Origin of the sequence: Acinetobacter tibetensis (assembly GCF_023824315.1) — a bacterium.
GTDB lineage: Bacteria > Pseudomonadota > Gammaproteobacteria > Pseudomonadales > Moraxellaceae > Acinetobacter > Acinetobacter tibetensis.
Window position 1 is genome coordinate 1,676,382 of record NZ_CP098732.1, and the last position, 23,913, is coordinate 1,700,294.

21 protein-coding genes are annotated in these 23,913 nt (G+C 40.0%); 6 read left to right on the plus strand and 15 right to left on the minus strand.

Annotation, left to right across the window (positions count from 1 at the left end; translation table 11 throughout):
- Positions 1–48: 48 nt before the first annotated feature.
- From M5E07_RS08145 to M5E07_RS08160, 4 genes are all read right to left on the minus strand, one after another.
- Complete coding sequence (locus M5E07_RS08145; protein WP_252223607.1) at positions 49–1,860, minus strand: monovalent cation:proton antiporter-2 (CPA2) family protein; 1,812 nt, start codon at positions 1,858–1,860, stop codon at positions 49–51.
- A 243-nt stretch (positions 1,861–2,103) separates the two neighbouring features.
- Positions 2,104–2,265, minus strand: coding sequence for a hypothetical protein (locus M5E07_RS08150; protein WP_165492945.1), 162 nt, complete (start codon positions 2,263–2,265; stop codon positions 2,104–2,106).
- A 231-nt stretch (positions 2,266–2,496) separates the two neighbouring features.
- Positions 2,497–3,285 (minus strand): crotonase/enoyl-CoA hydratase family protein, encoded by a 789-nt coding sequence (locus M5E07_RS08155; RefSeq protein WP_434087800.1) that lies wholly within the window; start codon positions 3,283–3,285, stop codon positions 2,497–2,499.
- Between the two features lie 482 nt (positions 3,286–3,767).
- Positions 3,768–5,183, minus strand: a complete 1,416-nt coding sequence (locus M5E07_RS08160; RefSeq protein ID WP_116761238.1) for an aspartate ammonia-lyase — start codon at positions 5,181–5,183, stop codon at positions 3,768–3,770.
- Between the two features lie 140 nt (positions 5,184–5,323).
- Here M5E07_RS08160 and M5E07_RS08165 point away from each other — a divergent pair, with 140 nt between their 5' ends.
- Positions 5,324–6,196: a LysR substrate-binding domain-containing protein gene (locus M5E07_RS08165; RefSeq protein ID WP_252223610.1), complete on the plus strand. Its 873-nt coding sequence runs from the start codon at positions 5,324–5,326 to the stop codon at positions 6,194–6,196.
- A 177-nt stretch (positions 6,197–6,373) separates the two neighbouring features.
- Here the strand turns inward: M5E07_RS08165 and M5E07_RS08170 are convergent, their stop codons facing one another.
- Complete coding sequence (locus tag M5E07_RS08170) at positions 6,374–7,309, minus strand: LysR family transcriptional regulator (RefSeq protein ID WP_252223612.1); 936 nt, start codon at positions 7,307–7,309, stop codon at positions 6,374–6,376.
- Positions 7,310–7,398: 89 nt separating this feature from the next.
- Between M5E07_RS08170 and M5E07_RS08175 the strand changes: the two genes are divergently transcribed.
- Together M5E07_RS08175 and M5E07_RS08180 are read left to right on the plus strand one after the other, a co-directional pair.
- On the plus strand, positions 7,399–8,043 hold the full coding sequence (locus tag M5E07_RS08175) for an alanyl-tRNA editing protein (protein WP_252223614.1): 645 nt from the start codon (positions 7,399–7,401) through the stop codon (positions 8,041–8,043).
- Complete coding sequence (locus tag M5E07_RS08180) at positions 8,040–8,678, plus strand: LysE family translocator (protein WP_116761246.1); 639 nt, start codon at positions 8,040–8,042, stop codon at positions 8,676–8,678. The genes M5E07_RS08175 and M5E07_RS08180 overlap by 4 nt, the downstream gene beginning before the upstream one ends.
- A 295-nt stretch (positions 8,679–8,973) precedes the next feature.
- On the opposite strand, the gene M5E07_RS08185 is transcribed toward M5E07_RS08180, so the two are convergent.
- From M5E07_RS08185 to M5E07_RS08220, 8 genes are all read right to left on the minus strand, one after another.
- Positions 8,974–10,728 (minus strand): tannase/feruloyl esterase family alpha/beta hydrolase, encoded by a 1,755-nt coding sequence (locus tag M5E07_RS08185; RefSeq protein ID WP_252223616.1) that lies wholly within the window; start codon positions 10,726–10,728, stop codon positions 8,974–8,976.
- 34 nt (positions 10,729–10,762) lie between these two features.
- Positions 10,763–11,155 carry a PaaI family thioesterase gene (locus M5E07_RS08190; protein ID WP_252223617.1) on the minus strand — a complete coding sequence of 131 codons (393 nt, stop codon included), beginning with the start codon at positions 11,153–11,155 and terminating at the stop codon, positions 10,763–10,765.
- 53 nt (positions 11,156–11,208) lie between these two features.
- The gene (locus M5E07_RS08195; RefSeq protein ID WP_252223619.1) at positions 11,209–11,745 is read right to left on the minus strand and encodes a DUF3237 domain-containing protein; all 537 of its coding nucleotides are present in this window, start codon (positions 11,743–11,745) and stop codon (positions 11,209–11,211) included.
- Positions 11,746–11,798: 53 nt separating this feature from the next.
- Positions 11,799–13,052, minus strand: a complete 1,254-nt coding sequence (locus tag M5E07_RS08200; protein ID WP_252223621.1) for an OprD family porin — start codon at positions 13,050–13,052, stop codon at positions 11,799–11,801.
- A gap of 82 nt (positions 13,053–13,134) precedes the next feature.
- A complete protein-coding gene (locus M5E07_RS08205; RefSeq protein ID WP_252223622.1) occupies positions 13,135–14,274 on the minus strand; it encodes an acyl-CoA dehydrogenase family protein in 1,140 nt (379 codons plus the stop codon).
- Positions 14,275–14,348: 74 nt separating this feature from the next.
- Entirely contained in the window at positions 14,349–16,235 is a 1,887-nt protein-coding gene (locus tag M5E07_RS08210) for a feruloyl-CoA synthase (protein ID WP_252223624.1), read from the minus strand.
- 77 nt (positions 16,236–16,312) lie between these two features.
- Positions 16,313–17,764 carry an aldehyde dehydrogenase gene (locus M5E07_RS08215; protein ID WP_252223757.1) on the minus strand — a complete coding sequence of 484 codons (1,452 nt, stop codon included), beginning with the start codon at positions 17,762–17,764 and terminating at the stop codon, positions 16,313–16,315.
- 87 nt (positions 17,765–17,851) lie between these two features.
- Positions 17,852–18,685, minus strand: coding sequence for a p-hydroxycinnamoyl CoA hydratase/lyase (locus tag M5E07_RS08220; RefSeq protein ID WP_252218397.1), 834 nt, complete (start codon positions 18,683–18,685; stop codon positions 17,852–17,854).
- A gap of 255 nt (positions 18,686–18,940) precedes the next feature.
- Between M5E07_RS08220 and mhpT the strand changes: the two genes are divergently transcribed.
- From mhpT to M5E07_RS08235, 3 genes are all read left to right on the plus strand, one after another.
- Positions 18,941–20,167 carry a 3-(3-hydroxy-phenyl)propionate transporter MhpT gene (gene mhpT / locus M5E07_RS08225; RefSeq protein WP_252218398.1) on the plus strand — a complete coding sequence of 409 codons (1,227 nt, stop codon included), beginning with the start codon at positions 18,941–18,943 and terminating at the stop codon, positions 20,165–20,167.
- Positions 20,168–20,234: 67 nt separating this feature from the next.
- Positions 20,235–20,711 (plus strand): MarR family winged helix-turn-helix transcriptional regulator, encoded by a 477-nt coding sequence (locus M5E07_RS08230; protein ID WP_252218400.1) that lies wholly within the window; start codon positions 20,235–20,237, stop codon positions 20,709–20,711.
- 113 nt (positions 20,712–20,824) lie between these two features.
- On the plus strand, positions 20,825–21,520 hold the full coding sequence (locus M5E07_RS08235) for a GntR family transcriptional regulator (protein ID WP_252218401.1): 696 nt from the start codon (positions 20,825–20,827) through the stop codon (positions 21,518–21,520).
- 48 nt (positions 21,521–21,568) lie between these two features.
- Here M5E07_RS08235 and M5E07_RS08240 read toward each other — a convergent pair whose 3' ends face one another.
- Both M5E07_RS08240 and M5E07_RS08245 read right to left on the minus strand, forming a co-directional pair.
- A complete protein-coding gene (locus M5E07_RS08240; protein ID WP_252218402.1) occupies positions 21,569–22,513 on the minus strand; it encodes a PDR/VanB family oxidoreductase in 945 nt (314 codons plus the stop codon).
- Between the two features lie 10 nt (positions 22,514–22,523).
- Positions 22,524–23,600: an aromatic ring-hydroxylating dioxygenase subunit alpha gene (locus M5E07_RS08245; RefSeq protein ID WP_252218404.1), complete on the minus strand. Its 1,077-nt coding sequence runs from the start codon at positions 23,598–23,600 to the stop codon at positions 22,524–22,526.
- Between the last annotated feature and the right edge of the window lie 313 nt (positions 23,601–23,913).

A 23,913-nucleotide genomic window follows, 5' to 3' on the forward strand; every position in this document is an offset into this window, starting at 1 on the left:
AAGAGGTCTCATTAGGCCTCTTTTTATTTATGAATTTTATAATTTTGATTACTGTTGTGTGTCGCATTCATTAATAATTTGCCCTGTATGCTTAGGCGTGATTAATGGTGCAGTCGGGCGTGGGCCTGTGTACTGTAGGCCAATTCCTGCATAAACATCATCTGCTGCAACTTCTGTTTCAAAGCGTTCTTTATCACGTTCTCGGATTTCACGACTAATTTCTTCAACCTCGGTTAGGTCAACGCCAAGCTCTTCTAAAATCGCACCACCAAATACCATGGCTGACTCAAAAGTCTCCCGAATCATGTAATCCACATTTTGTTTGGCCAAATGTAAGGCATGCTCACGGTCATAGGAGCGTACCAACAGTTTAGTTAAAGGAAATTCATGCTGTACCAACTCTACAATTTTATTGGTGGTGTCTTTATGGTCTACACACACCACAATCGCTTCAGCGGTGTCTGCTCCTGAGGCATGTAAAATATCTAAACGGGAACCATCACCATAGTAAATGGTAAAACCGAAACGTTCCGCGTTTTGAATCATGTCAATGTCATTATCAATAATCGTGACATCCACCCCTCGTGCGAGTAGCAATTGACTGGTCACTTGCCCGAAACGACCAAAACCAATCATCAGGACTTTAGCCGAAAGACCATCTGCAATGCAGATATTGTCTAATGAAACTTGTGCTGTTTTTTGGGTAAATCGTTTAAATAAAATACCTAGAATTGGTGTAAGAATCATCGACAAAACCACAATGGCAGTGAGATTTGAACGTTCTACAGCACTAATCACTTGTGCGCTCATTGCTGCTGTGAACAGCACAAAAGCAAATTCACCACCTTGCGCCATCAGTAATGCACGATCAAGTGCTTCGATATGCGGGCTTTTGGTTAAACGCGCAGTAAGATAAATCATGACCGCTTTAACAAACATCAATGCAATGACGGCACTGAGAATGAGCGGCCAGTTATTTTTCACCACGTTTAGGTCTAGGGACATGCCAACGCCGAGGAAAAATAAGCCAAGTAAAATCCCACGAAATGGCTCAATATCAGCTTCAATTTGATGACGGAAGGTTGATTCTGAGAGGAGTACGCCCGCTAGAAAAGCCCCCATTGCCATAGAAAGCCCACTGATTTGCATGAGTAAAGCTGCACCCAATACCACCAATAATGCCGCTGCGGTCATCACTTCACGCGCTTTCGCGGCAGCCAATAAACGGAATAGGGGATTGAGTAACCAATAGCCAGCAGCAATTAAGCCTGCAATTGAAATTAAACCTATGCCAATGTTTTGCAACCGTACTGAGGTACTTTCAACGATATGATTCGGCGCAATAAACGCCACAATCGCAAGTAAAGGTACAATCAGCAAATCTTCAAATAAAAGAATAGAGACAATTTTTTGTCCGCGAGGTTGTGCAATATCGCCACGATCGCCCAAAAGTTGCATTACAATCGCGGTGGAAGTGAGGACAAAACCAGCCGCACATACAAAACTCACTTGCCAAGGATAACCATAAATTAAGCCAACACCAGTCAGTCCAAGTGAACACGCGATAATTTGCAAAGTTCCGAGTCCAAAAATCTCCTTTCTTAAACTCCATAAATGTGAAGGACGCATTTCTAGCCCAATCACAAACAGATACATCACAATACCCAGTTCAGCGATGTGTAAAATTGATGCTGAATCATAGAAAAAAGCCAGACCAAATGGCCCAATAATTAATCCTGCAATTAAATAGCCCAATACCGAACTCAGCCCCAAGCGTTTAATCACTGGCACAGCGATGACTGCAGCAGTCAGCAAGATTACTGGGGAAATTAGACTGATAGAATCCGCTTCTGCACTCATATATTTCACATATTTATTGAATTATTTTGAAAAATATTAACTGATTATGCGGTCATAGGACATCATAATTTGAGCTTGAATCAGATTGAAGTGCAGAACTATAGACGCCAAATTGGCTTTAAGAATATTTGATGAGTCTGATTTAACATCATCATTTGTATTGCATCAGAATCAAATTTGAAGATTTCGATTCTGATGCAAATATCACGCAGGGTCGTGTTAGAGTTATTTTGTACTGTGATATCAAGGCATAAATGCAGAGTCGGCATTCACCACAAAAATTACACAGATACAAAAAAATGCGCAGTATAAGAAAAACCAAACAATCATTCGCTTAAAGGCTTTATCTGAAATAGAACTGTCCGCATATTTTTCTGGCTTTCTTGAACCTTGATCATCATTCATCACAAAACTCACTCTATTATGGCTTGTAATGATTATGGCTAAGTTTTGCAGACTGAAGTAGATACACTTTTTGCATAAAAAACTATAACAGAAGAAAAGAATTTCAAACTTCTGTTATGTTTTTTCATGTGAGCGATCCATGTTTTAAAGGCATTTTATGACTTAAACCTTATCTGGCGTGAAGTATCTGTCTTTTATTGAATAAAGGTTTCGGGTCTTGAATAAAGCATTCTATTTTCCTTTAAACTCAGGTTTTCTTTTTTGTACCATTGCCATAACACCTTCATGTGCATCTTCTGACTGGAACAAAGCAGGTAAGTAGGATGCTAAATTTTGTAAGGCATACGCTGTGCCTTTTTGTTGTGCTTCCTGAGCAGAGCAGATTAAAGCTTGAACTGCCAAAGGTGCTGCTGTAGAAATTTCCTGAGCAATTTGAGTTGCTCGAGCAAGCTGTTGACCGCAAGCAACTTTCTCAGAAATAAGATTTAAAGCTAAAGCAGTGGCTGCTGTAAAGTTTTTCCCGGTCAATAGGTATGGCATCGCTTTTTGCCAACCTGCTGCTTGGACAAAGCGCACTGTGGCTCCACCAAAAGGCATAATGCCACGCAATACTTCCATTTGTGCAAACGTACAATCTTCACTGGCAATCACAACGTCGGCATTTAACATCAGCTCAATTCCTGCGGTAAAACAGGTGCCTTGTACAGCAACAACGACTGGCTTGGTTCTGGGTTTACCACTTACTCCCCAAGGGTCAATTTGATCCGCCGTAAAATTAAAAATACCTTGAGCCAATTTATCTTGCAGTTCAAGCAAATCTAGGCCTGCTGTAAAATGATCACCATGTGCAAAAATAATTGCACATCTTAAAGATGGGTCTGCTTCATATTCAGTGAGTGCCTGAGATAATGCCAAGATCATATGACTATCAAAAGCATTTCGTTTACTGACACGGTCTAAACCAATGAATAAAAGATGATCTTGGACTTCACGACTTACGGTTCCATTTATTTTATTCATCGTCATACACCTGAGTTATTTTGTTTAATAATGTTCTTTTATTATGGAATGACTTTGATGAAGATAAAGTGAAAAACTGTATGCAAATGATATAAATCGGCTCCACTGCAAAAATTACAGTAGCATATAAAATTGTTTTTAAAGTCCGATTAATATTAGCTCAATTAAGTGGATTTTGCTTCTGGGAAGGTACAACCGCTTTTAAACCTGCCAAAAAAAAGGTTTTAAAATGTTGAGCCAATTGCTTGGCTAGTATGGGATATAGGATATGGGATGCATATTTTGGCAGCTTGGCTATTTCGACATCGCTTATCCTAAGAGTGAAGAGCAGTTTTCATATTCCTACATTCTGTAGAGCTTTTATTGATTTGAATGAAAACTCAATGGCGATGCAACTTTTGCTTATTGAATTGATTGGGTAATACAGACAAAAAAAGGAACTTATGACTAAGTTCCTTTTTTTGAGCTATTACATAAAAATATTATGTAGATTGCTTAGGATGTACCATGTTTTGTACTGAAAGTACATCTGCTAAAACTTCATCAGAAAGCAAGTTTTCAGCTTTAATGAGCGCAAGAATACTTTGACCAGATTCGTTCGCTTCTTTGGCAATACGAGTCGTCGTTTCATAACCAAGGTATGGGTTCAATACAGTAATAATACCAATTGAGTTATCTACCAAGTGTTGGCAATGTTCAGCATTCGCAACAACATTTTCAATACATTTCAATTGGAACATACGCATTGCTTTACCCAACAAGTCAATTGATTCGAAAAGTTTAAAGGCAATTAAAGGTTCCATTGCATTTAACTGTAACTGACCCGCTTCAGCAGAAAGGGTAATCGCTAAGTCATTTGCAATAATTTGGTAACACGCCAAGTTCATTGCTTCAGGAATTACTGGGTTCACTTTACCTGGCATGATTGAACTACCTGGTTGGCGTGGTTCTAAGTGAATTTCATTTAGACCTGCACGTGGACCACTCGACAATAAACGTAAGTCGTTGGCAATTTTAGCAAGTTTAGTCGCCGTACGTTTTAAGAAGCCTGACAATAGAACGAAATCGCCCATGTCTGAAGTTGCTTCAATTAAGTCAGGAGAACTTGAAATGTTCTTTTGCGTAATTTGCGACAACGCTTCAATTGCATGTAAACGGTATTCAACTTCAGTGTTAATACCTGTACCAATTGCTGTACCTGCTAAGTTCACAACACTTAATGCATTCGGCATGATGCTGTAAAGCATATTCAAGTCATTTTGTAAGGTATTAGCAAATGCACCAAACTCTTGACCTAAAGTCATAGGCACAGCATCTTGTAACTGGGTACGACCCATTTTTAAGATATGCGCAAATTCTTCAGATTTCGCACGGAAGCTGTCAATTAAGCTTTGGAACGGTGTGTTAAGTTGATCTAAAGAAAACAATAAACCGACTTTAATGGCTGTAGGGTATACGTCATTGGTTGACTGTGACATATTTACATCATTATTTGGGTGTAAATATTTATATTCGCCTTTGGCATGTCCCATGTATTCCAAGCCAATATTTGCAATTACTTCATTTGCATTCATATTGGTTGAAGTACCAGCACCGCCTTGAATCATATCAATTGGGAATTGGTCATGATATAAATCATTCATCAACTGCTGGCAAGCATGTTGAATTGCATTGTATTTATTTTCTTCTAATTTATTTAGTTTAAAATTTGAAACTGCACATGCAGATTTAACCATCGCCAACGCTTTAATGAAAATTGGGAAATGGCTTAATTTATTCGGACTTAAATTGAAATTTTCCAATGCACGAAGTGTTTGTACACCGTAGTAACAATGGAATGGGACTTCTTTAAAACCGAGTAAATCTTTTTCAGTCCGTGATTTAATTTCAATATTCATTAAGAAATGCTCTATAGCGGGAATAATTTTATCTTAGAGCGAGAAGACCTAGCCTGACTAATGTAAAAAAATATTTATTCATGCATTTTTTGCATAACACTGTATAATTATTAACATCGCTTAGATTATGGACAGCGCAAATGTCATTGGAAATTCGTTGGATTGAGGATCTACTTGCTTTAGAACAAGAAAAATCTATCTCAAAAGCGGCCGAACTCAGACATGTAACACAATCTGCCTTTACACGCAGAATTCAAGCTATTGAAGATGCTTTAGGTTTTCAAATTTTAAAACGCTATAGCAAAAATGTTGACTTTACGGATGCTGGTCAAATTCTGTTGTCATCTGCAAAAAATATACAAAATCAATTAGATACAACAATTAAGTATCTGGAAAAAAATATTAAAAACAATGAACTTTCTATTAAGTTCGCAGTATCTCATTCATTAATTACCCAGTTTTTTCCCAATTTCATTCACAATTTATATACAGATATTAAAGATCTGCAACTTGAAATTATTGCAGCCAATATGAAACAGGGCATGCGACTATTGAAAGAAGGTTCATGTGATTTCTTAATTTGCTATTGTGATGAAGAAACTTTAAAACAGTTAGACCATGCAATTTTTGCATTTCATAAAATTGTGAAAATGGAAATTTTACCTGTTGCTTCTGCACGTGATAAATATGAAAAATACAGTTTAGAGCAAAATTTTCCGTTGTTGTCTTATAGTAAGCAAGCTTATTTAAGAAAATGTGTTGATCGTGAAATTGAAGATAAACTGGATTATCGAATTTTATATGAAACAGACAATGCTGGAGATCTAAAAGCTTTGGTTTTACAAGGACTAGGCGTTGCTTGGTTACCTAAACTTTTAGTAGAAGAAGAAATTGCTGAAAATAAATTGCGCGTCTTAGATGGTTATCACTTCTTTCAAGATGTTTATCTTATTCGCAGTAAAGTTATATATTCTCAACGTATGGACTATATCTGGAATACTTTAATTAATTAATAATATTTAGGCATTGTATAAATCATTTTTTATCTATTAAATTTTTATTTATACAATGCCTAATTTTAATATTTTGAGCATAAATAACACACATTAATCTTTATTTTTTGTCGGTGTTCACATTTCTAAATTTCCCCATTGATTGCTTTATCGTACAACTTTTTGAATGTTTTTTTATCAATCTGGTCTTAACAATGTGGGTTCTTGTTCCAATTTTTGAGCAAGAAATTCAATTAATACTTTTAGTTTTGGTGGCAAATGTTTTGTCGCAGGGTATAACAGCCATGCTCCACCACTATAATAGGTTTTAAAATACCAGTCTGGCAAAACTTGAACTAACTGCTTATTTTTCATTGCTTTATTTGCTACAAAGAACGGCAAACTGGCAATTCCAAGATGCTGTAAAGCAGCATCAAGTCTTACTCCAGTATGATTCGCTGCGTAGCGACCTTTGACATGGACTGAAAGGCTTTTGTTTCCTTGTTGAAATTTCCATTTTGAATCAATTGCTTGCTCACCCAAATAGATACACTGATGTTCTTTCAAATCGTGTGGATGCTGAGGTGTACCAAACCTTGATAAATACTCAGGGGTTGCACAAATTACATGGTCTATTTCTAAAAGTTTCCGCCCCATCAAACCATCATGTGGCTTTTCCGTAATACGAATAGCAAGGTCGACTTGATCTTCAATTAAATCAACATAACGATCTTCTAATAGTAGTTGAATATCAATTTTAGGATAAAGTCTCAAAAATTCAGGCAAATAGGGGTGAATTAGATAATGCCCAACTGCCTTAGGCACACTCATTCGAATTTGACCTTGAGGTTCTGAGTGAAATTTTTCCGAACTTTCCATCACAGCTTGAGCCGCATTTACCATATCTAGACATCGATCATATACGGCTTGCCCACTTTCACTTATGCGTAACTTACGGGTGGTTCTTTGTAGTAGTCGGGTCCCTAATGCTTTTTCTAGGCGTGAAATCGCTCGACTGATTGCAGAAGGCGTTGTTCCAAACTGACGTGCCGTTTCAGAAAAACTGCCTGTTTCAACCACTTTTACAAATGTCACCATTTCATTCAGTAAGTTTAAATTTTGATTTGTGCTCATGAGGCAAAAGTTATTTGATAATTTTCTGGATTATCACCCCATAGACAAAGTTATACAATTTTTTCATATTTAGATACTGTTGTTATTTCATGGTAAAAAATCTTTATTTATCTGGTGTTACTGAAAGTTACGTCGAAGTTGTGGCTTGTACTTTACTGGAAAATGGTCAATTTGAAATTAAATTAGAGAACACGCCATTTCATCCTCAAGGAGGAGGGCAACCGAGTGATACTGGATATATTGCAGAAAGTGAAGTTTTGCATGTGGCATTTAAAAATGGAGCCATTGTTCATCTATGTAACCGTGCTGTAGCTTTAGGTCAGGTATATGCAAAAGTTGATATTCAATCCCGTCAACTCCATAGCCGGTTACACAGTGCAGGACACTTAATTGGGCATATTATTGAAACTTATGGTTGGCAGCCAATCAAAGCACAGCACTGGCCCAATGATGCAAAAGTGCAGTTTTTAGCAACTGAAAAGTGTGAGCTTCTAGATTCTATTTATTTACAAACCTTGATTCAGATGTTTGTAGATGCCGATTTACCAGCAAAACTTACGCTTAATGAAGCTGGATTTCGTGAAATTCAGTTTGGTGAATTGAATGCTTATCCTTGTGGTGGAACACATGTCCAATCTTTATCTGAAATTGGCCCTGTCGACATTCTTAAAATGGAAATGAAGAAAGGGAAACTTTCTGTACATTACGCTTTAACTACAGGTATTTCTGGATGAGTGTGTATTACCATGAATTTCTAACCTTAGCGCTCATACATTTTCTTGCAGTGATTATTCCAGGTCCCGATTTCATTATTAGTGTGCGGCAAAGTACTCAACATGGTTATCGGATTGGTTGTATGACAGCCGTGGGAATTGGTTGTGGCATTTCCGTTCATGTGTTTTATACCCTCATGGGGGTTGGACTGGTTCTGTCACAAAATCATATTTTCATGAGTCTTTTTCAAATCATTGGTGCCTTATATTTACTCTATTTAGGCTGGAATTGTTTGAAAGGAGGGTCGAGTCCAATTGAAATCAACACGGATGTTGCTTCTGGATACACAAAAATGTCTTATCATCAGGCATTCATGACAGGTTTTTGGACCAATGCGCTGAATCCTAAGGCAACCATTTTTTTCTTGGCCATTTTCACCAGTATAGTCAGCACAACAACGCCGTTATACATACAGATACTGTATGGTGGATGGATGTGTCTGGTGAATACTTTGTGGTTTATTGTTGTCAGTTTGATTTTTACGCGGCCTAAAATCAGATCAGGCTTTCTAAAATATAATTCTATTTTAGAAAAAGTGATGGGGCTATTATTGGCAGCAATCGCAATACGGTTAATTTTAGGGATTGAGTTCTAATCATCAATAAAGCACAACGATATGATAATACGATTGAAATAAACTCAAATCTTTAAAATTCAACTAGGTGAGAGGTTTTAAAACACCTAGTTTTTCAATTCAGATTGTTTGATAGATGCAGTCAAGAGTCTAAACTCTTCTAAAATTTTTGACTTTACACCGACAAGATCGAACGTTCGGGGGAGAAGTCATGTTTGAGGAAGATTTTTAGCCATTCATTATAAATAGTCTTAGCCTGACACAAAGAAAGAGCTAATTTTTCGCTCTTTCTTTGTGTCTAAACACTTATTTTTGATTACAATTTACAGCTAAAATTCTCGGCTTGCTCACTGTCGCCCTGACTGTTATAACGTGCAATCAAAGGATATGGACAAAGTGGACGAGTGCGGTTTGCTGACCAATCGGTAGGCAATTCAGTATTCACTTGCCCACTGGCATTGCCTTCACCCCGTGCGCCAGCAATGATTCGATCTGGTGCCTGACCATATTCAACCCAGTTAACCAATGCTGTTAATGCATCAAACTGATCGGTTGCGATGCCACCACGAGAGTGATTCATACCCGGAACACGAAAAAAACGGACAAAACTTAGAGCATTGCCAGAGGCATTATTTTGATATTTTTGCAGTAATTTATCGTACCAGTTCTGGGTATCATCTACAGAAAATACGCCATCGGCAGTGCCCTGAACTACAATCATTTTGCCACCACGTTGATGCAACTGATCCAAATTTAATTCGTCAGGTGGAATCATAAAAGACATCGCACTTTCTTGATAGGTTTCATTCGTTGCCGATAATTTTGCATAGTCCACGTCAAAATTAAAATTGAAGGCAAATTGTCGAGAGTTTTGCATCATGCTTGGATCTGGTGGAACCTGAAAAATAATTCCGACAGCCACAGGGTCACGCGCTGTACCGACAGAGGAGTCAAACTTCCAACTGGCCCAATTACTGCCCATCAGCCCAGGGTCAAATGGTTGTGTGGCATACAGTGCCTCACCAGTCGAATTGACGGGACCACGATAAATATTTACAAGCACGTCAATTTGATCTGTAGATAAACAACTTCCATCTCGTGTGCTAGAACATACTGGAACATCGCGGTGAATATCAAAAGCAGTACGACAAGCTTCCACATCTTGGACTAGGCCATCGTTAACACCATCTAAATCATCGCATTGATTTAAAATGGATTGCGCTAACAGTTTGCGTTCCGATAGCGTGAGGGCTGTACTTAAATCATTTTCATCCGTAGCTACACGGCGCAATTGTTGTGCGGTATAGAGTTGAGCCGCAGCAGCACGTGGTAGATGAAAACCCGGCGTACTGGCAAGAATACCGTCATACTGATCTGCTAGACGGGTTACAGCCATCATGGCATGGCGACCACCGTTTGAGGTTCCACCTGCATAAGAACGGTCTGGCAGTTTTCCATAAGCAGCTTGAATCAGATTTTTTGCCATGGGGGTAAGTTTGGTAATCGCACCGTACCCGTAGTCAATTCGAGCTTGTGGGTCTAAGCCAAACAAAGGATTTTGTGAAGCGTTGTGTCCAGCATCGGATGAAATAACAGCAAAGCCATCATGTAAGGCATTGGTCAATGGACCACCGCTGCCCACTTGCCCCGTTGCTGTGGCAATATTGCCATCAGTTCCACCATTACCCTGATAAAGAAAGCGACCATTCCAGTCTAATGGTAAGCGCATTTCAAAACCAATTTGATAGCTTTGACCATCTACGGGACTGACGCGTGGATACATATAGCCTGTAATCAAGCAGTGTGCCGCAATATCTTGACCTGCAACTTTTAAGCTACCTGCCGTTTCTAAGCTTGCAGAAGTGATATTGGTGTTTGAATATTTAAACCCTTGTAAATCCGCGCATGAACCTTTTAAGTTGGTTCCGACGGCTGGAGCAAGTTGCGGAATTGTGGCTGTAGCTTGTGTCGTATTTGGGCTGTCATTATCGCCACAGGCTGAAAGACCAATACATAAGGTCAATACGCTTAACGGTATGAACCCATTTTTTTGTTTTAAGTTTTTTTGCATGATTGAAGTTCCATATCAAACAATGTCGTATAGGTTAGGGGCTAAGTACCATGAAATTTGCGGTACTTCTGGCAATGAGTTTGTCGTTTTGCCATGCTTCGCTTTCAAGGCTAAGAATAGCTCTGCCTTGTTTGGTAAAGCGACATTTGGTGAGTACAGTTCCCACTTGGCAGGGACGTAAAAAATCCATAGTCAGGTTAATAGTGGTTGCTGGGGTTTGATGATTGGCAAGATAAGCAAATAGCCCCATCACATCATCCAACATGGCGCAGACCATCCCGCCTTCTACACTTCCTCGAGGATTGGTAAAGCTGTCTAGCGCCACGTAGCTAATTTCCAGTTCAGTTTGATCTGCATTCCATTGAATATTGTGACCTCCCAGATGATGGTGGATGGGAGGCAGGTGTTCTAAAGTTTTCAGCGTCATTTCGAAAGATCCTTGTTTCAAATGAAGATGAGAAAAATGAATAATTTGCCTGATCACTGAAGCGTGTAAGCGTCATAAATTACGGCTTTGCCTAAACGCATGGCACTCCCGACGGCTACCGTTTGGTTCAACCAAGCATATTGGGGTGAGCTGGTTTCAAATTGCATGGTGATTTTGAAATAGTATTTGTTCGGATCGACATCTTGACCCTCTGCAAGTTGTTTCAATACTTCGGTTGATCCATATCGATAACCTTTGGTTTGAAGATAAATCAGCGCGCTATCTTCAGTTTCAAGTAGGTAGCGAGTATCAATAATGGCGAGGCCTTTGCTATCGACAATTTGCCAGTCGGCACCATTATTTAAAATGCGACCTTTAAACGCGTTGCCTACAAATGATCCACCCGTGATTGGAATAATGCGGCGTTTGCCACCATCACTGGTATTTCCCAGCTCCCAAACAGGCGCATTCAGATCGACACTAAAAGTAGCCAAAGGTTTAAGATGAAGTGCTGGTGGATGGTATTGAGTCTCAGCATAGGTCTGGCTGAATAAGCTCAATCCAAAGCAAAGACCGAGTATGTTTTTCATCAGATTTCTCTCGCAAAAAAGAGGTTCTGGCAGCAGCAGAACCTCTGTAGGCATTATTTAAATTTCCATGTGTAGTCGATGTTGAAGCGTGTTTCATTGGACGGTTTGATGTTGGCGGTCGAGAGCATATTGTTGTCATACATCGCGTAACGGGCACGTAAACCTAGATTTTTTAATGGTCCGTTTTGTACGGTATAACCAATGTCGAAATCGGTTTCATGTTCTTTTAAATCGGTTCCACCCAAATTTGGCGCATAAATATTGTCACCTGTGGTGTAACGGGTCATAAAGCGTAAACCCGGTACATAGTTTTTGAAGTCATATTCATAACGGAAGCTGTAAACACGCTCTTTAGGGTTCAAAAACTCCGCAGGCCAAGTGTCAATTAGCAGCCCTGTTTCTCCGCCTGTTAAATAGGGAAATGCGGTGTCGCCATTATGATGGAAGGTCGCCAAAATAAATTTGTGGTTCTGGTGTTTCAGTTCAAAATAACCATGAATCAGATCATTATCCACCAAACCAGCTTTGGCTTGACCTTCATCACGGCTGCGGTAGTAACGTAATTGTGAACTTAAATGATTGTTCTCATTGAATTTGTGATTATAGGTAATCCCAAACATAGATTGGTCATATAAGTCTTCGACATTCATATAAAAACTGGTGAGTTTAGTATCGGGGATGAGCTGGTAATGTCCTCCCAAATAATAGAGCCCATCTGTTTCTGCACTTTTAAAGCGCCCATTTACGCCTGATATTTTAATGTTTTCGTAATTGGTTGAATCACGATGATTAACCTTGTCGATATAAGCCGATTGGAAATCGAGATTTTGAATATCTTTCGATTCTAAGGAAATGCCTCGATAGGTTTGTGGTAATAAACGGGCAGGTGAGGCAACCAGTACAGGATTCATTGGTCGAAGTGTTCCAACCTTTAATTCAGTTTTACTGATTTTAGATTTACCTGTGACCCCAATTTCTCCATAACCAGAAGCAGGTTCATTGGTCACAGTATCCCGCGGTAAATTTCCTGTTCCTGCATAGTCCGCACTGGCATCCAGTTTAAACCCAGCCGTCGCTAAAATATCCATCCCAAAGCCAATTGCTCCTTCGGTATAGCCTGAATTGGCTTTTAGAATAAAACCTTGCGTCCAATCTTTAGCGGCTGGGTATTTGGACTGTTCTTGATAATCGCGGTCAAAATAAAAATTTCGTGTAGTTAAATCGACTGTGCTGTTATCAATAAAGCTACCTGAAAATACTGAACTGGAGAGCATAAGGGTAGAGTACATCCATAATTTAGTCTGCATTGCATTTCTTCCTGAAATATCATTGTTGTTTTACATTCAGACCTCGGATCGAAGTCTGTTCTTCATTTCTTGTTTAAACGAATTATTTTCCGAGCATTTCCCGCGCGACAATTTCTTTCATAATTTCATTGGTGCCACCGTAAATTTTTTGCACACGAGCATCGACAAAGAAACGTGAAATTGGGTATTCCTGCATGTAGCCATAGCCACCAAACAGTTGCAGTAATTGATCAATCACATCGCATTGAGTATCGGTAATAAAGCATTTCAATGCAGCGACATGGCTCACGCTTAAAGCATCTCGACTGTATTGTTCCGCACATTGATCGACAAAAGCCTGAGCCGCTTTGGCCTTAATTTGTGTGTTGGCCAATACAAAACGCGTGTTCTGCATGTGGCTTAAAGGCTGACCAAAGGCTTTACGTTGCTGGACATAATCACTTGTGATTTCAATAGCACCTAAAATCGAACCCAAAGCCATCATAGAAATACTTAAGCGTTCACGAGGTAACTCCTGCATCAGGTAGGCAAAACCTTGACCTTCTTCTCCCAATCTTTGACTCTTGGGCACTTTGACCTGATCGAAAAATAACTCAGCAGTGTCTTGAGCATGGAGTCCAATTTTTTTCAAAGATCGCCCTTTTTCAACACCTTCTAATGCAGCATCAACCAATAACAGGGAAATGCCTTTTGCTCGTGCTTCAGGATTAGTCTTTGCCACCAAGACAATCAGGTCAGCATGTATCCCATTGGAAATAAAGGTTTTTGAACCATCCACCATATAATGATCTTGATTCAGAATAGCCTGAGTACGAATGGCTTGTAAGTCTGAGCCTGCATTGGCTTCGGTCATGGCAATGGCTGTGACGACTTCGCCAGTAACCATTTTGGGGAGCCAATATTGCTTTTGTTCTTCACTGCCTAAGTTTTGGATATATGGAGAAACCAGTTCATTTTGTCCACCGATTGCAACGGCTAAAGAGGTAAAACCTGCTTGCGCAGTTTCCTGTACTAACATGAGTGAATAGTGCACAGGAGCACCGTAACCACCATACTCTTCAGGAACATCGACACATAAAAAGCCGTTTTCACCCAACTGGTTCCATAATTGTCTTGGAATCAGACCATCTTCTTCCCATTGTTCATAATGTGGAGCGACATATTCTTTTAGAAAGCGTCGATAATTATCGCGAAACAGTTCAAATTCAGTATCTTGTTGCATACTTAACCTTTTTTTGGCAAAAGTAAGGGTAAAGCCCAAAATAAATTGAGCTTTTTTACTGTTATTTCAGTGATTTAGTTGTTTAAAGTTGGAATTCGAATAATCAGCGAATTCTCGGTTTGTTTTTGATACAACTCTTCAATTTTCTCGGCACGACGCTTAATGATATTGCCTTGATTGAGATTGCCTTTATCGGTGACTTCACCCGCATCCAGTTGCGGTGGTTCAGTTTGCAGATACAGCATAGAGACGCGATTGGAACTTCCTGTTGCATCTTTATTGTAGTGCATTAAAAATTGACGGAACCATTGCTGGATTTTTGGGTGTTTCAAAATTTCTTCAGCGCGATGTTCTGATAAAGACAGCCCTGCATAATCGGCACAGGCATCCAGTTTCGGAAAAATTAAAAAGCCAATTGCGTTTAGGTTAGACCCCGTAATACAGACATCTTGAATCAGTAAATTTCCTTGAATTAGCACTTTATTGCGTAAGGTGCCAACATTTACAAACGTGCCTGTATTGAGTTTAAAGTCTTCTGCAATACGGCCATCGTACATCAAGCCCTGAGTTGGATCATTGACATCGACCAAGCGAACCGCATCTCCAGTATGGAAAAAGCCTTCTTCATCAAAGACTGTACTTTGCTGATCTTCATTTAAGCGCCAATAACCTTTCATGACGTGTTTGCCACGGACACAAAATTCAAGTTTGTCGCCATAAGGAACTAATTTAATTTCGCAGCCGGGTGCTGGGTAGCCAATAAAGCCTGCCATAACACGCGGGCCTGTGGTAAAGGCACAAGAGGGCGCTGTTTCGGTCATGCCAAGTCCACTCATAATGCGGATTTTTTCACCGCAATGTTGTTGTGCAATTCGGTCTAGTCGGTTCCAGCCTGCTTCGGATAAAGCAGCACCGGCAAAAAATAAAATTTTCACTTTGGCAAAGAAGCAGTCACGCAGTTCAGCATCTTTTTCCAGTGCATCGGTGAGTTCTTCCCAACCTTTGGGTACATTTAAATAAACTGTGGGTGAAATTTCTTTTAAGTTTCGAATCGTCTCATCGAACTTGCCTGCAACAGGTTTACCATCATCGATATAGATAGTGCCGCCGTTATATAGGGCGATACCGACATTATGGCTACCGCCAAAGGTATGATGCCAAGACAACCAATCGAGCAATACAGGCGGTGTTTCTTCAAACTCTGGGAAAGTTTGTAATAACATTTGCTGATTTACACTTAACATCAAATGTGTAGTTGGGACAGCTTTCGGTAGTTTAGTCGAACCTGAGGTAAACAAAAATTTGGCAATTTGATGTTCATCTAAACGTTGATAATGCTCCTGCACATTGGTGACAGGCGTATCTAAAAGTGATTGAAATGAAGTGCAACTTTGTTCACCTAAAATCCCTTTATTGGTAACAACTTCGATCTCCGTTTGGGTGCAACTTTGAATAGCTTTGGCAAAGGCTTGACCATCATTGGCATAGACCATGCCCGGAGTAAGCACATCGAAAACATGTTTGAGTTTACCAAAATCTTGTGAAATCAGTGAGTAAGCAGGGGATATGGCAGAAAATGGAACACCAGCCAACATCGCAGCCATCGACAGCGTTAAATGCTCAAGATCATTGCCCGATAAAATAAGTAAAGGGCGCTGTTCGCTCAAATTGCGATTATGTAAGGCTTGGGCAATATGCCATGCACGTTGTAAGGTGTCAGCATAATTGAGCTTGACCCACTCACCTTGAGCATTTCGTTTTGCCGCAAAAATATGCTCTGGTTTAGTTTGCGCAAAATGAATCAGACGATCAGTCAGTTTTTGTGGGTAATTTTTAAGTTGTTCTTTGGGATGAAGATACAAGACCTGATCTTTGTAAACATAATCGACATCATGACTTCCCAGTTTTACAAAGCGCTCGCGATCTTGTGATTGAGTGGCATTCATTTGCATTGGTTTCACTCCATGGAAAGCGCATCACTGCGCTTTATATTTTTGCTTCATGCATTTTTATTGAATATTAAGGTCAAATCCAATTACTAAATTGGATAATGACGCGGTTGTGTTTGTATGGTGATCCAACGCAATTCTGTAAATTCTGCAATCGAAGCCTTACTGCCAAAGCGCCCGTAGCCACTGGCTTTGGTTCCACCAAAAGGCATTTGTGCTTCATCGTGTACGGTTGCACCATTAATATGACAAATGCCTGAGTCAATTTGTTTCGCAACATCCAGTGCTTGTGCAATATTTTGACTAAACACGGCAGCAGATAAACCAAACTCACTGTCATTGGCAAGGGCAATGCCTTCTTCAATACTGCTAAAGCGTTGTACCGTGCAAACAGGGCCAAAAGATTCTTCACGATATAGCAGCATTTCGGGTTGAATATTTAAAACCAAAGTTGGTTGCATGGTGGTGTTTTGTATATGAATGCCAAGCGGTAAATTTGCACCTTTGCTTTGCGCATCCTCTAGTAAGTGTCGAATGCGATTTGCTGCACGTTGGCTTTCCAATACACCAAGAGCATTCCCTTTAAAGGTTGGATTTCCTGCATGAATGGTACGGGTCTTTTCAATCAGTTTTTCAACAAATTGATCGGCAATCCCATCTTGAACAAGTACACGTTCAGTGGACATACAGATTTGCCCTTGGTTGAAAAAAGCACCAAACGCAACTGCATTAACAGCTTCATCAACATCAGCTTCATTCAACACTACCACAGGCGCTTTTCCACCAAGTTCGAGTAGAACTGGTTTTAAATATTTGGCCGCTGTTTCTGCAATAATTTTCCCGACTTTAGTGGATCCCGTAAAATTAATTCGTTTGACCGCAGGATGAGAAATTAAGCGTTCCACAATTTGTGGTGCATCTTCAGCAGCATGAGTAATGACATTTACCACACCATCGCCAAGACCTGCTTCATGCAACACTTGACCAATTAAACGCTGTGTTGCAGGGCAAGCTTCGGACGCTTTGAGTACCACTGTATTACCGCAGGCTAGTGGCATCGCCAACGCACGGGTGGGTAAAATCACCGGCGCATTCCATGGCGCTATGCCAACCACAACCCCACACGGAACACGGATCCCCATTGCCATATTGCCCAGCACATCGGACGGAATAAGGCTGCCATCCATTTGTGTGGTCATGGCTGCTGCTTCACGTAACATATTGGCAGCAAGGTGGACATTGAACCCATACCATGTCGCAGTTGAACCTGTTTCACGCATCCCAATTTGAATAAATTGATCCGTTCTGGCATCCATCAAGTCCGCTGCTTTGAGTAAACGTAAGCGGCGTTCAGTAGGAGAAAGTTTCGACCAAATAGGAAAAGCCTTTTCCGCAGATGCTATTGCTAAATCAACATCGGCTAATGTCGCAGCCGCTGCAATACTGGCGACTTGACCATCAATCGGACTGATCCGTTCAAACGTTGCCTGATTCGATGCATCGACAGATTGCCCGTGAATCAGCAATTGCACCTTATGAATGTTTGATGTGTCTACAGATTCATCTTGTTTTAACTGTACATTGTGCATGGGTTGTATCCTTACTTAACCATTTTAAAAAACCAGAAATTAGCCAGTACGCTTGTAGCTTTGTAAACCCGGTTTAATAGATTTTTCATCTAGGAACTGTTTCAGACCTTCTTGGCGTCCGCCTTCGGTATCGCGATGGTTACATTGATCTAACTTGGCATATAAATAATCTTCATTTTGATCCCAAGTGAGTTCACGACAGCGTTTAAAGCCATTTTTAGCAGTACGCAATACCACAGGGTTTTTCTCTAGCAAAATATTAGCAAGTTCAGTGACTTCGGCTTTAAGTTGAGCCAAAGGTACACTTTTATTGACCAAGCCCATATTTTCCGCCTCTTTTCCACTAAAAGTCTTGCCCGTCATAATGTAATACAGCGAGGTACGGTGTCCAACAGTATCTGCCATTGCTTTACTGACCAAGTTACCCGGTGGAATCCCCCAGTTAATTTCAGATAAACCAAAGGTTGCTTCGTCTGCTGCAATGGCAAGATCACAGGCCACTAAAGGGGAGAAGCCACCACCGAAACACCATCCATTGACCATAGCGATGGTTGGTTTTGAATACATACGCAATAATTGCCACTGCCAGCGACAAGAATCACGACGGATACGTTCTTGTACAATTTCTGGTTGACTATCTACTTCACGGAAATATTCTTTCAAATCCATGCCTGCTGTCCAAGAGTCCCCAGATCCGGTTAATACCAACACGCGAGCGTCTTGATCAAGTTCTAATGTTTCGAGAACATCAATCATTTCACGGTTCAATGTTGGGCTCATGGCATTTTTCTTTTCTGGGCGGTTAAAAATAACCCATGCAATACCATTTTCAATTTGTACATCAACAGTTTCCCAACGGTTTTCATATGTCATGTGCTTGCTCCTTGAATGACAGTCTGGTTGTTCTTCACCTAAATTAATATCAGTTAAACTTACATTCAAGTGTTTTTTGAATTATTTTGCATAAATTTTTTATACTATTGAAAAATATAATTAAAATAATTTTTATAAAAAATAAATGAATTTTGGTATTGATTTTTAAATCAGCCTAACTGATATTTTATAGGTGTTCGATGAACAGCACAAAACAACAAGATTTCATGGAAATATCAAAAGAAGGATTTAGTTATGGATAAAGTGCATCAGCCCTCGGGAAGGGCCAAACTCACTTTGCTGTTATGTTTTGCAATCGCAATTTTTGAAGGTTTCGATCTTCAATCTATGGGAGTTGCCGCCCCACGTATGCGTGCAGAATTTATGTTGGATAATGCCCAAATGGCTTGGGCCTTTAGTGCAGCGATTATCGGAACTTTACCAGGTGCGATTATCGGTGGGCGGCTTTCCGATTATATTGGTCGTAAAAAAGTATTAATTTTCAGTATTTTGCTCTTTGGCGTCATGTCGTTAGTAACTGCCTTTGCTGCAAATTATGAACTCCTGTTAGTCATTCGTTTTCTGACTGGATTGGGTATGGGGGGTGCTTTACCCATGATGATTACTTTGGCATCCGAGGCAGTTTCATCTGACCGTAAAGGTACCGCAGTCAGTATTATGTACAGTGGTATTCCATGTGGTGGCTTACTCACTTCTGTGGTTGCGATGCTTTTGGCTGGCGATGCAGAATGGCGTCATATCTTTTATGTGGGAGGAATCGCACCAATTCTATTAATCCCACTATTGATGAAATATCTACCTGAATCAACGGATTACATAACCCATAAAACCCAATCGGCAACGCCTTTTTTTGAAGTGTTATTTGCTAAAGAAAGAAGAATGTCGACCATTCAAATTTGGATCAGTTTCTTCTGTACGTTGGTGGTGTTGTATTTCTTGCTGAATTGGCTGCCTCTATTGATGGGTGCGCAAGGTTTAACCAAACTGCAAGCCAATTATGTGCAAATGGGCTATAACATTGGTGGTGTTTTTGGCTCAATTTTGATGGGCATGATGTTAGACAAAATGCGCATGAGTTTCGTAATTAAATTTATTTATCTCGGCATTTTGGTATCCTTGTGTTGTCTGTCTTTTTCTCCAACCGTAGCAGTGCTAGCACTCTCAGCAGTGGGTTGTGGGTTATTTATTGTCGGTGGACAGTCTGCATTATATGGACTTGCTGCCATTTATTACCCAGCAGAAATGCGAGGCACAGGTGTAGGTGCAGCCGTAGCTGTTGGTCGAATTGGGTCTTTTGCAGGTCCACTCCTTGCTGGTTTTTTACTGTCATTGGGGCAAAGTGCTACGATTGTGATTGGTTCAAGTATTCCAGTGATTCTGATCGCAGCGATTTCTGCTTTGATGCTTGTCAGAAAGCCTAAACAGCCTGTACAGTTAATACAAAGTACGACAGCTCGTTAAATACAAAGAAGTATGAGAGTCCAATCTCATACTTCTTTTTTAGTTTTAGATTTTATGATGAAAAATTATGATGCGTTCAAATACCGTTGATAAAAAAACAGAAGATGGCCCACGTTTAAGCTATACCATCGCACGTATAGACCGAGTAATTAGTAAATATTTAACAGAACATTTAAAAGATTTAGACATCACTTTACCTCAGTTCACCGCACTCTCTGTTTTGGCCTCTAAAAATAATTTATCGAATGCTAAACTCGCAGAACGTTCATTTATTAAGCCACAATCGGCCAATAAAATTTTGCAAGATTTATTGCAACAGCAATGGATTGAGAAAACCCCAGATCCAACCCATGGTCGTCGTATTTTGCTTACAGTGACAGAAAGTGGTTTGGCTAAATTAACCGAGTGTAATGCGGTAGTGGAAGCGTTGGAAACTAAAATGTTGCAGGGGATCGATATGAACTTGGCTTATTTAATTCGCAATAATTTAGACATTATGGTCAATAACTTAAAACAATCCAAAGTTGAAGCAGCTTCAGAGTGAGCCAAGATGAGGCTTTAATATACCCATGCATAGATGTAGATGTTTTCTCTGTTAGAAATGTATTGTCACTTGATGATTGATCTTGCTAGCATGACTTTGAAATCTTTGAACAAGTGTGGCTAGGGATGTCTTCAGGGCAACAAGTTTTAATTAAATTAAGAAAAATGATTATCGCGGGTGAGCTTGAAGGCGGCAGTCGCATTGCTGAAATTCCAACAGCAGAGTTGCTTGGGGTATCCCGTCAGCCTATTCGTATGGCCTTCCGCTTGCTGGAACAAGAAGGGTTGTTAATTAAAAACCCGACACGCGGTTATACGGTACGTGAAATCTCAAATGAATTGATCAATGATGCTTTGGAAGTTCGTGGAGTACTGGAAGGTTTAGCTGCCAAAACCTTAGCAGAACAAGGTTTATCGGAACAGCAGCAGCAAACTTTAAAAAACTGTATAGAACAAATAGAGCAACTCTTTGCAGAACACACTGAATTTGGGGATGAGGAATTAGAGCGTTATCATGAATTTAACGTAATTTTCCATGACACGATTATTCAAGGTGCGCAAAATATTGCGCTTATTCAGGCCTTAGCAAAAAACAATCAATTGCCTATGGCTTCCGTTCAAGCCATTACCTATGACGAATCACGCGCTTTATCTGAATACCGTCGCTTACACTACGCGCATTTGCAGCATTGCTCTATTTATGAAGCTTTACTCCAGCGTCAATCAGGCCGTGCCGAAACTTTAATGCGAGAACATAGCAGTGTTGCGTTGTTGGGGGAGACGGTCAAAAACATATTGACTGAGGTGTAATGAAAAACTCCCGCTCAATCAGTTTGAGCAGGAGTAAAACGAGTGTTCCTATAGCTCAATCACCAAATGTTTAGATTTAGCGCGAGAGCAGCAAGGTGTGAACTGATTGTTCAAGGCACGTTCTTCGTCCGTCATAAATACGTCCCGATGATCTGGAATACCAGAAACAACACGGGTAATACAAGTACCACAGATGCCTTGTTCGCAGGATACAGGCACATCAAAACCATGCGCTAACAAGGCATGAGTTACAGTCTGTTCTGGGTGAATTTCAATTCGCTGTCCTGTGCCAGCAATTTCCAAAGTAAATGCTTCATCATTTTCCTGCTTACTTTGCTGTGCTACAAAATGCTCTTGATGCAGTTGTTCAGGTTGCCAACCTGCTGTTTCAGCCGATTGCATGACAAATTGCATAAAGCCTGTTGGCCCACAGACATACAAATGTTTGCTCGCATCGGGTTGTTGCAATACGTTTGCCATATCACATTCAGTATCAACCTGATTTTGAATGTGAAAATGAATCTGTTCTGGAAAGAGTTGGGTTAAATTGCCATAAAAGGCGATCATTTCATGGCTACGTACAAAATAATGCAATTCAAATGGAATGTTCTGTGCTTTTAAACGGTAAGCCATTGAAAGAATAGGGGTAATCCCAATACCTCCTGCAAACAATACAGCTTTTTTTGTATTGTCATGCAATGCAAATAAATTACGTGGCTGTCCAATACTTAATACATCACCTTCTTGATAGTCATTATGTATGCAGCGAGAACCACCACGTGAATTTTCATCGTGTAACACCCCAATCACATAGCGATTGTTTTCACTCGAACAATTAGAAAGTGAATATTGCCGTGTAAGTCCATTTTTAAGATGTACATCAATATGCGATCCAGCCTCAAATGACGGCAGGATCGAACCATTTGTGGAAATAAGTTCAAAGGCACGAATAGAAGGGGTAAGCTGATGAATTTTATTGATAATCACGTCCATGTTTTTATCCTTAAATCACATGAATATTTGGAAATTTAGTCACTTCAGGTTTTACCGCAGCCTGTCTTTCTTCATTCAGTAAGCGCTCAATAATTTTGCGTGATTGAACTCCACCAGCATCAATGTTCAACATCAGTAATTTGCGCTGCGGATTATTGAGAATGTTTTGTTGTTGTTGCTCTAACATTTCTAAATCTTCCGTAAAGATTTTGCCTTGTCCTTCACGAATTTGATCCGTCAATTCTGTATTTTCAGGCTGGAAGTTACGTGCCATGCCCCAAAAATACCAATGTGAAGTCTCAGTTTCAGGCGTAATAAAATCCACCACGATTGAAGACACTTTTTTGTCTTTAGGGGCGTCATAGCCACCATGACCTGCATGTGCAACACCTACTTCAATATGTACATTACTTGGGGCGAAGAAATGACAACGCTGCCAACGATCTACAGGGATATCATCTGCGAGCTTATTACCACGAAGTGCCATTTGCCAAAAAGGAGGAGCAATCACATTGTCCATATAGCGTTCGGTAATGACATGATCACCCTCTACTTTGGTGATTGGCAGTGATTCATCAATTTCTTTTTGACCAATGCTGCTAGAGTGTACATAGGTTTCATGGGTTAAATCCATGAGGTTATCAATCATTAGGCGATAGTCACAATGAATGTGGAATAAGCCACCTCCATAGCTCCATTCAGGATGATCTGCCCATTCTAGTTCGGGAAGTTTGGATTCATCAGCTTGATCTTTATCATCAGGCCAAACCCAAATAAAACCGAACTTTTCCACCACAGCATAGGCTTTATTGCATGGGAAACTGTTCACGCGTTGTGCTGGCATTGCTACAGTTTTTCCTTCACAGCCCATGACCAACCCGTGATAGCCACAAACCAAATTACCATCTTCAACATAGCCGAGTGAAAGTGGTGCACCACGATGCGGACAGAAGTCCTCGACAGCAGCCACTTTGTTTTCTTTGCCACGGTAAAAAACTATTTTTTCACCGCAGATAGTGCGACCTAATGGCTTGTCTTGGATTTCTTCGGGGCGGCATGCAACATACCATGCATTTTTTATGAACATTATGATGACTCCGTGTCAATTATTGGATCCAATTTATGTCGATTTAATGGTCTTGTCAAATGTCATCTGGCATTTTTTATGATTTTTAGTTTGTAAGTTATTGGTTTTAGCAAGTTACATATTTTATGAAGCTCACTTTATGGATCCATTTTACCGTTAGATTTGGATTCTTGGTTTTCTGACAAATGGATCCATACATCGTGATTTTGAAACTTTTAAAATCATTTTCGCCTTTATGCTAATAATCATGCCTAATTAATAATTTGATTTATATGAGTTTTTAACTATGTGATAAAAAACCAAATAAATTAGT

Excerpts from the sequence above, each read along its gene's own strand:
- M5E07_RS08230 (WP_252218400.1), top strand. The coding sequence starts at position 20,235 with ATGATGCGTTCAAATACCGTTGATAAAAAAACAGAAGATGGCCCACGT.
- M5E07_RS08185 (WP_252223616.1), bottom strand. The coding sequence starts at position 10,728 with ATGCAAAAAAACTTAAAACAAAAAAATGGGTTCATACCGTTAAGCGTA.
- M5E07_RS08150 (WP_165492945.1), bottom strand. The coding sequence starts at position 2,265 with ATGAATGATGATCAAGGTTCAAGAAAGCCAGAAAAATATGCGGACAGT.
- M5E07_RS08165 (WP_252223610.1), top strand. The coding sequence starts at position 5,324 with ATGTCATTGGAAATTCGTTGGATTGAGGATCTACTTGCTTTAGAACAA.
- M5E07_RS08240 (WP_252218402.1), bottom strand. The coding sequence starts at position 22,513 with ATGGACGTGATTATCAATAAAATTCATCAGCTTACCCCTTCTATTCGT.
- M5E07_RS08175 (WP_252223614.1), top strand. The coding sequence starts at position 7,399 with ATGGTAAAAAATCTTTATTTATCTGGTGTTACTGAAAGTTACGTCGAA.
- M5E07_RS08200 (WP_252223621.1), bottom strand. The coding sequence starts at position 13,052 with ATGCAGACTAAATTATGGATGTACTCTACCCTTATGCTCTCCAGTTCA.
- M5E07_RS08155 (WP_434087800.1), bottom strand. The coding sequence starts at position 3,285 with ATGAATAAAATAAATGGAACCGTAAGTCGTGAAGTCCAAGATCATCTT.
- M5E07_RS08220 (WP_252218397.1), bottom strand. The coding sequence starts at position 18,685 with ATGACATATGAAAACCGTTGGGAAACTGTTGATGTACAAATTGAAAAT.
- M5E07_RS08245 (WP_252218404.1), bottom strand. The coding sequence starts at position 23,600 with ATGTTCATAAAAAATGCATGGTATGTTGCATGCCGCCCCGAAGAAATC.
- M5E07_RS08195 (WP_252223619.1), bottom strand. The coding sequence starts at position 11,745 with ATGAAAAACATACTCGGTCTTTGCTTTGGATTGAGCTTATTCAGCCAG.
- M5E07_RS08205 (WP_252223622.1), bottom strand. The coding sequence starts at position 14,274 with ATGCAACAAGATACTGAATTTGAACTGTTTCGCGATAATTATCGACGC.
- M5E07_RS08145 (WP_252223607.1), bottom strand. The coding sequence starts at position 1,860 with ATGAGTGCAGAAGCGGATTCTATCAGTCTAATTTCCCCAGTAATCTTG.
- M5E07_RS08180 (WP_116761246.1), top strand. The coding sequence starts at position 8,040 with ATGAGTGTGTATTACCATGAATTTCTAACCTTAGCGCTCATACATTTT.
- M5E07_RS08170 (WP_252223612.1), bottom strand. The coding sequence starts at position 7,309 with ATGAGCACAAATCAAAATTTAAACTTACTGAATGAAATGGTGACATTT.
- mhpT (WP_252218398.1), top strand. The coding sequence starts at position 18,941 with ATGGATAAAGTGCATCAGCCCTCGGGAAGGGCCAAACTCACTTTGCTG.
- M5E07_RS08190 (WP_252223617.1), bottom strand. The coding sequence starts at position 11,155 with ATGACGCTGAAAACTTTAGAACACCTGCCTCCCATCCACCATCATCTG.
- M5E07_RS08160 (WP_116761238.1), bottom strand. The coding sequence starts at position 5,183 with ATGAATATTGAAATTAAATCACGGACTGAAAAAGATTTACTCGGTTTT.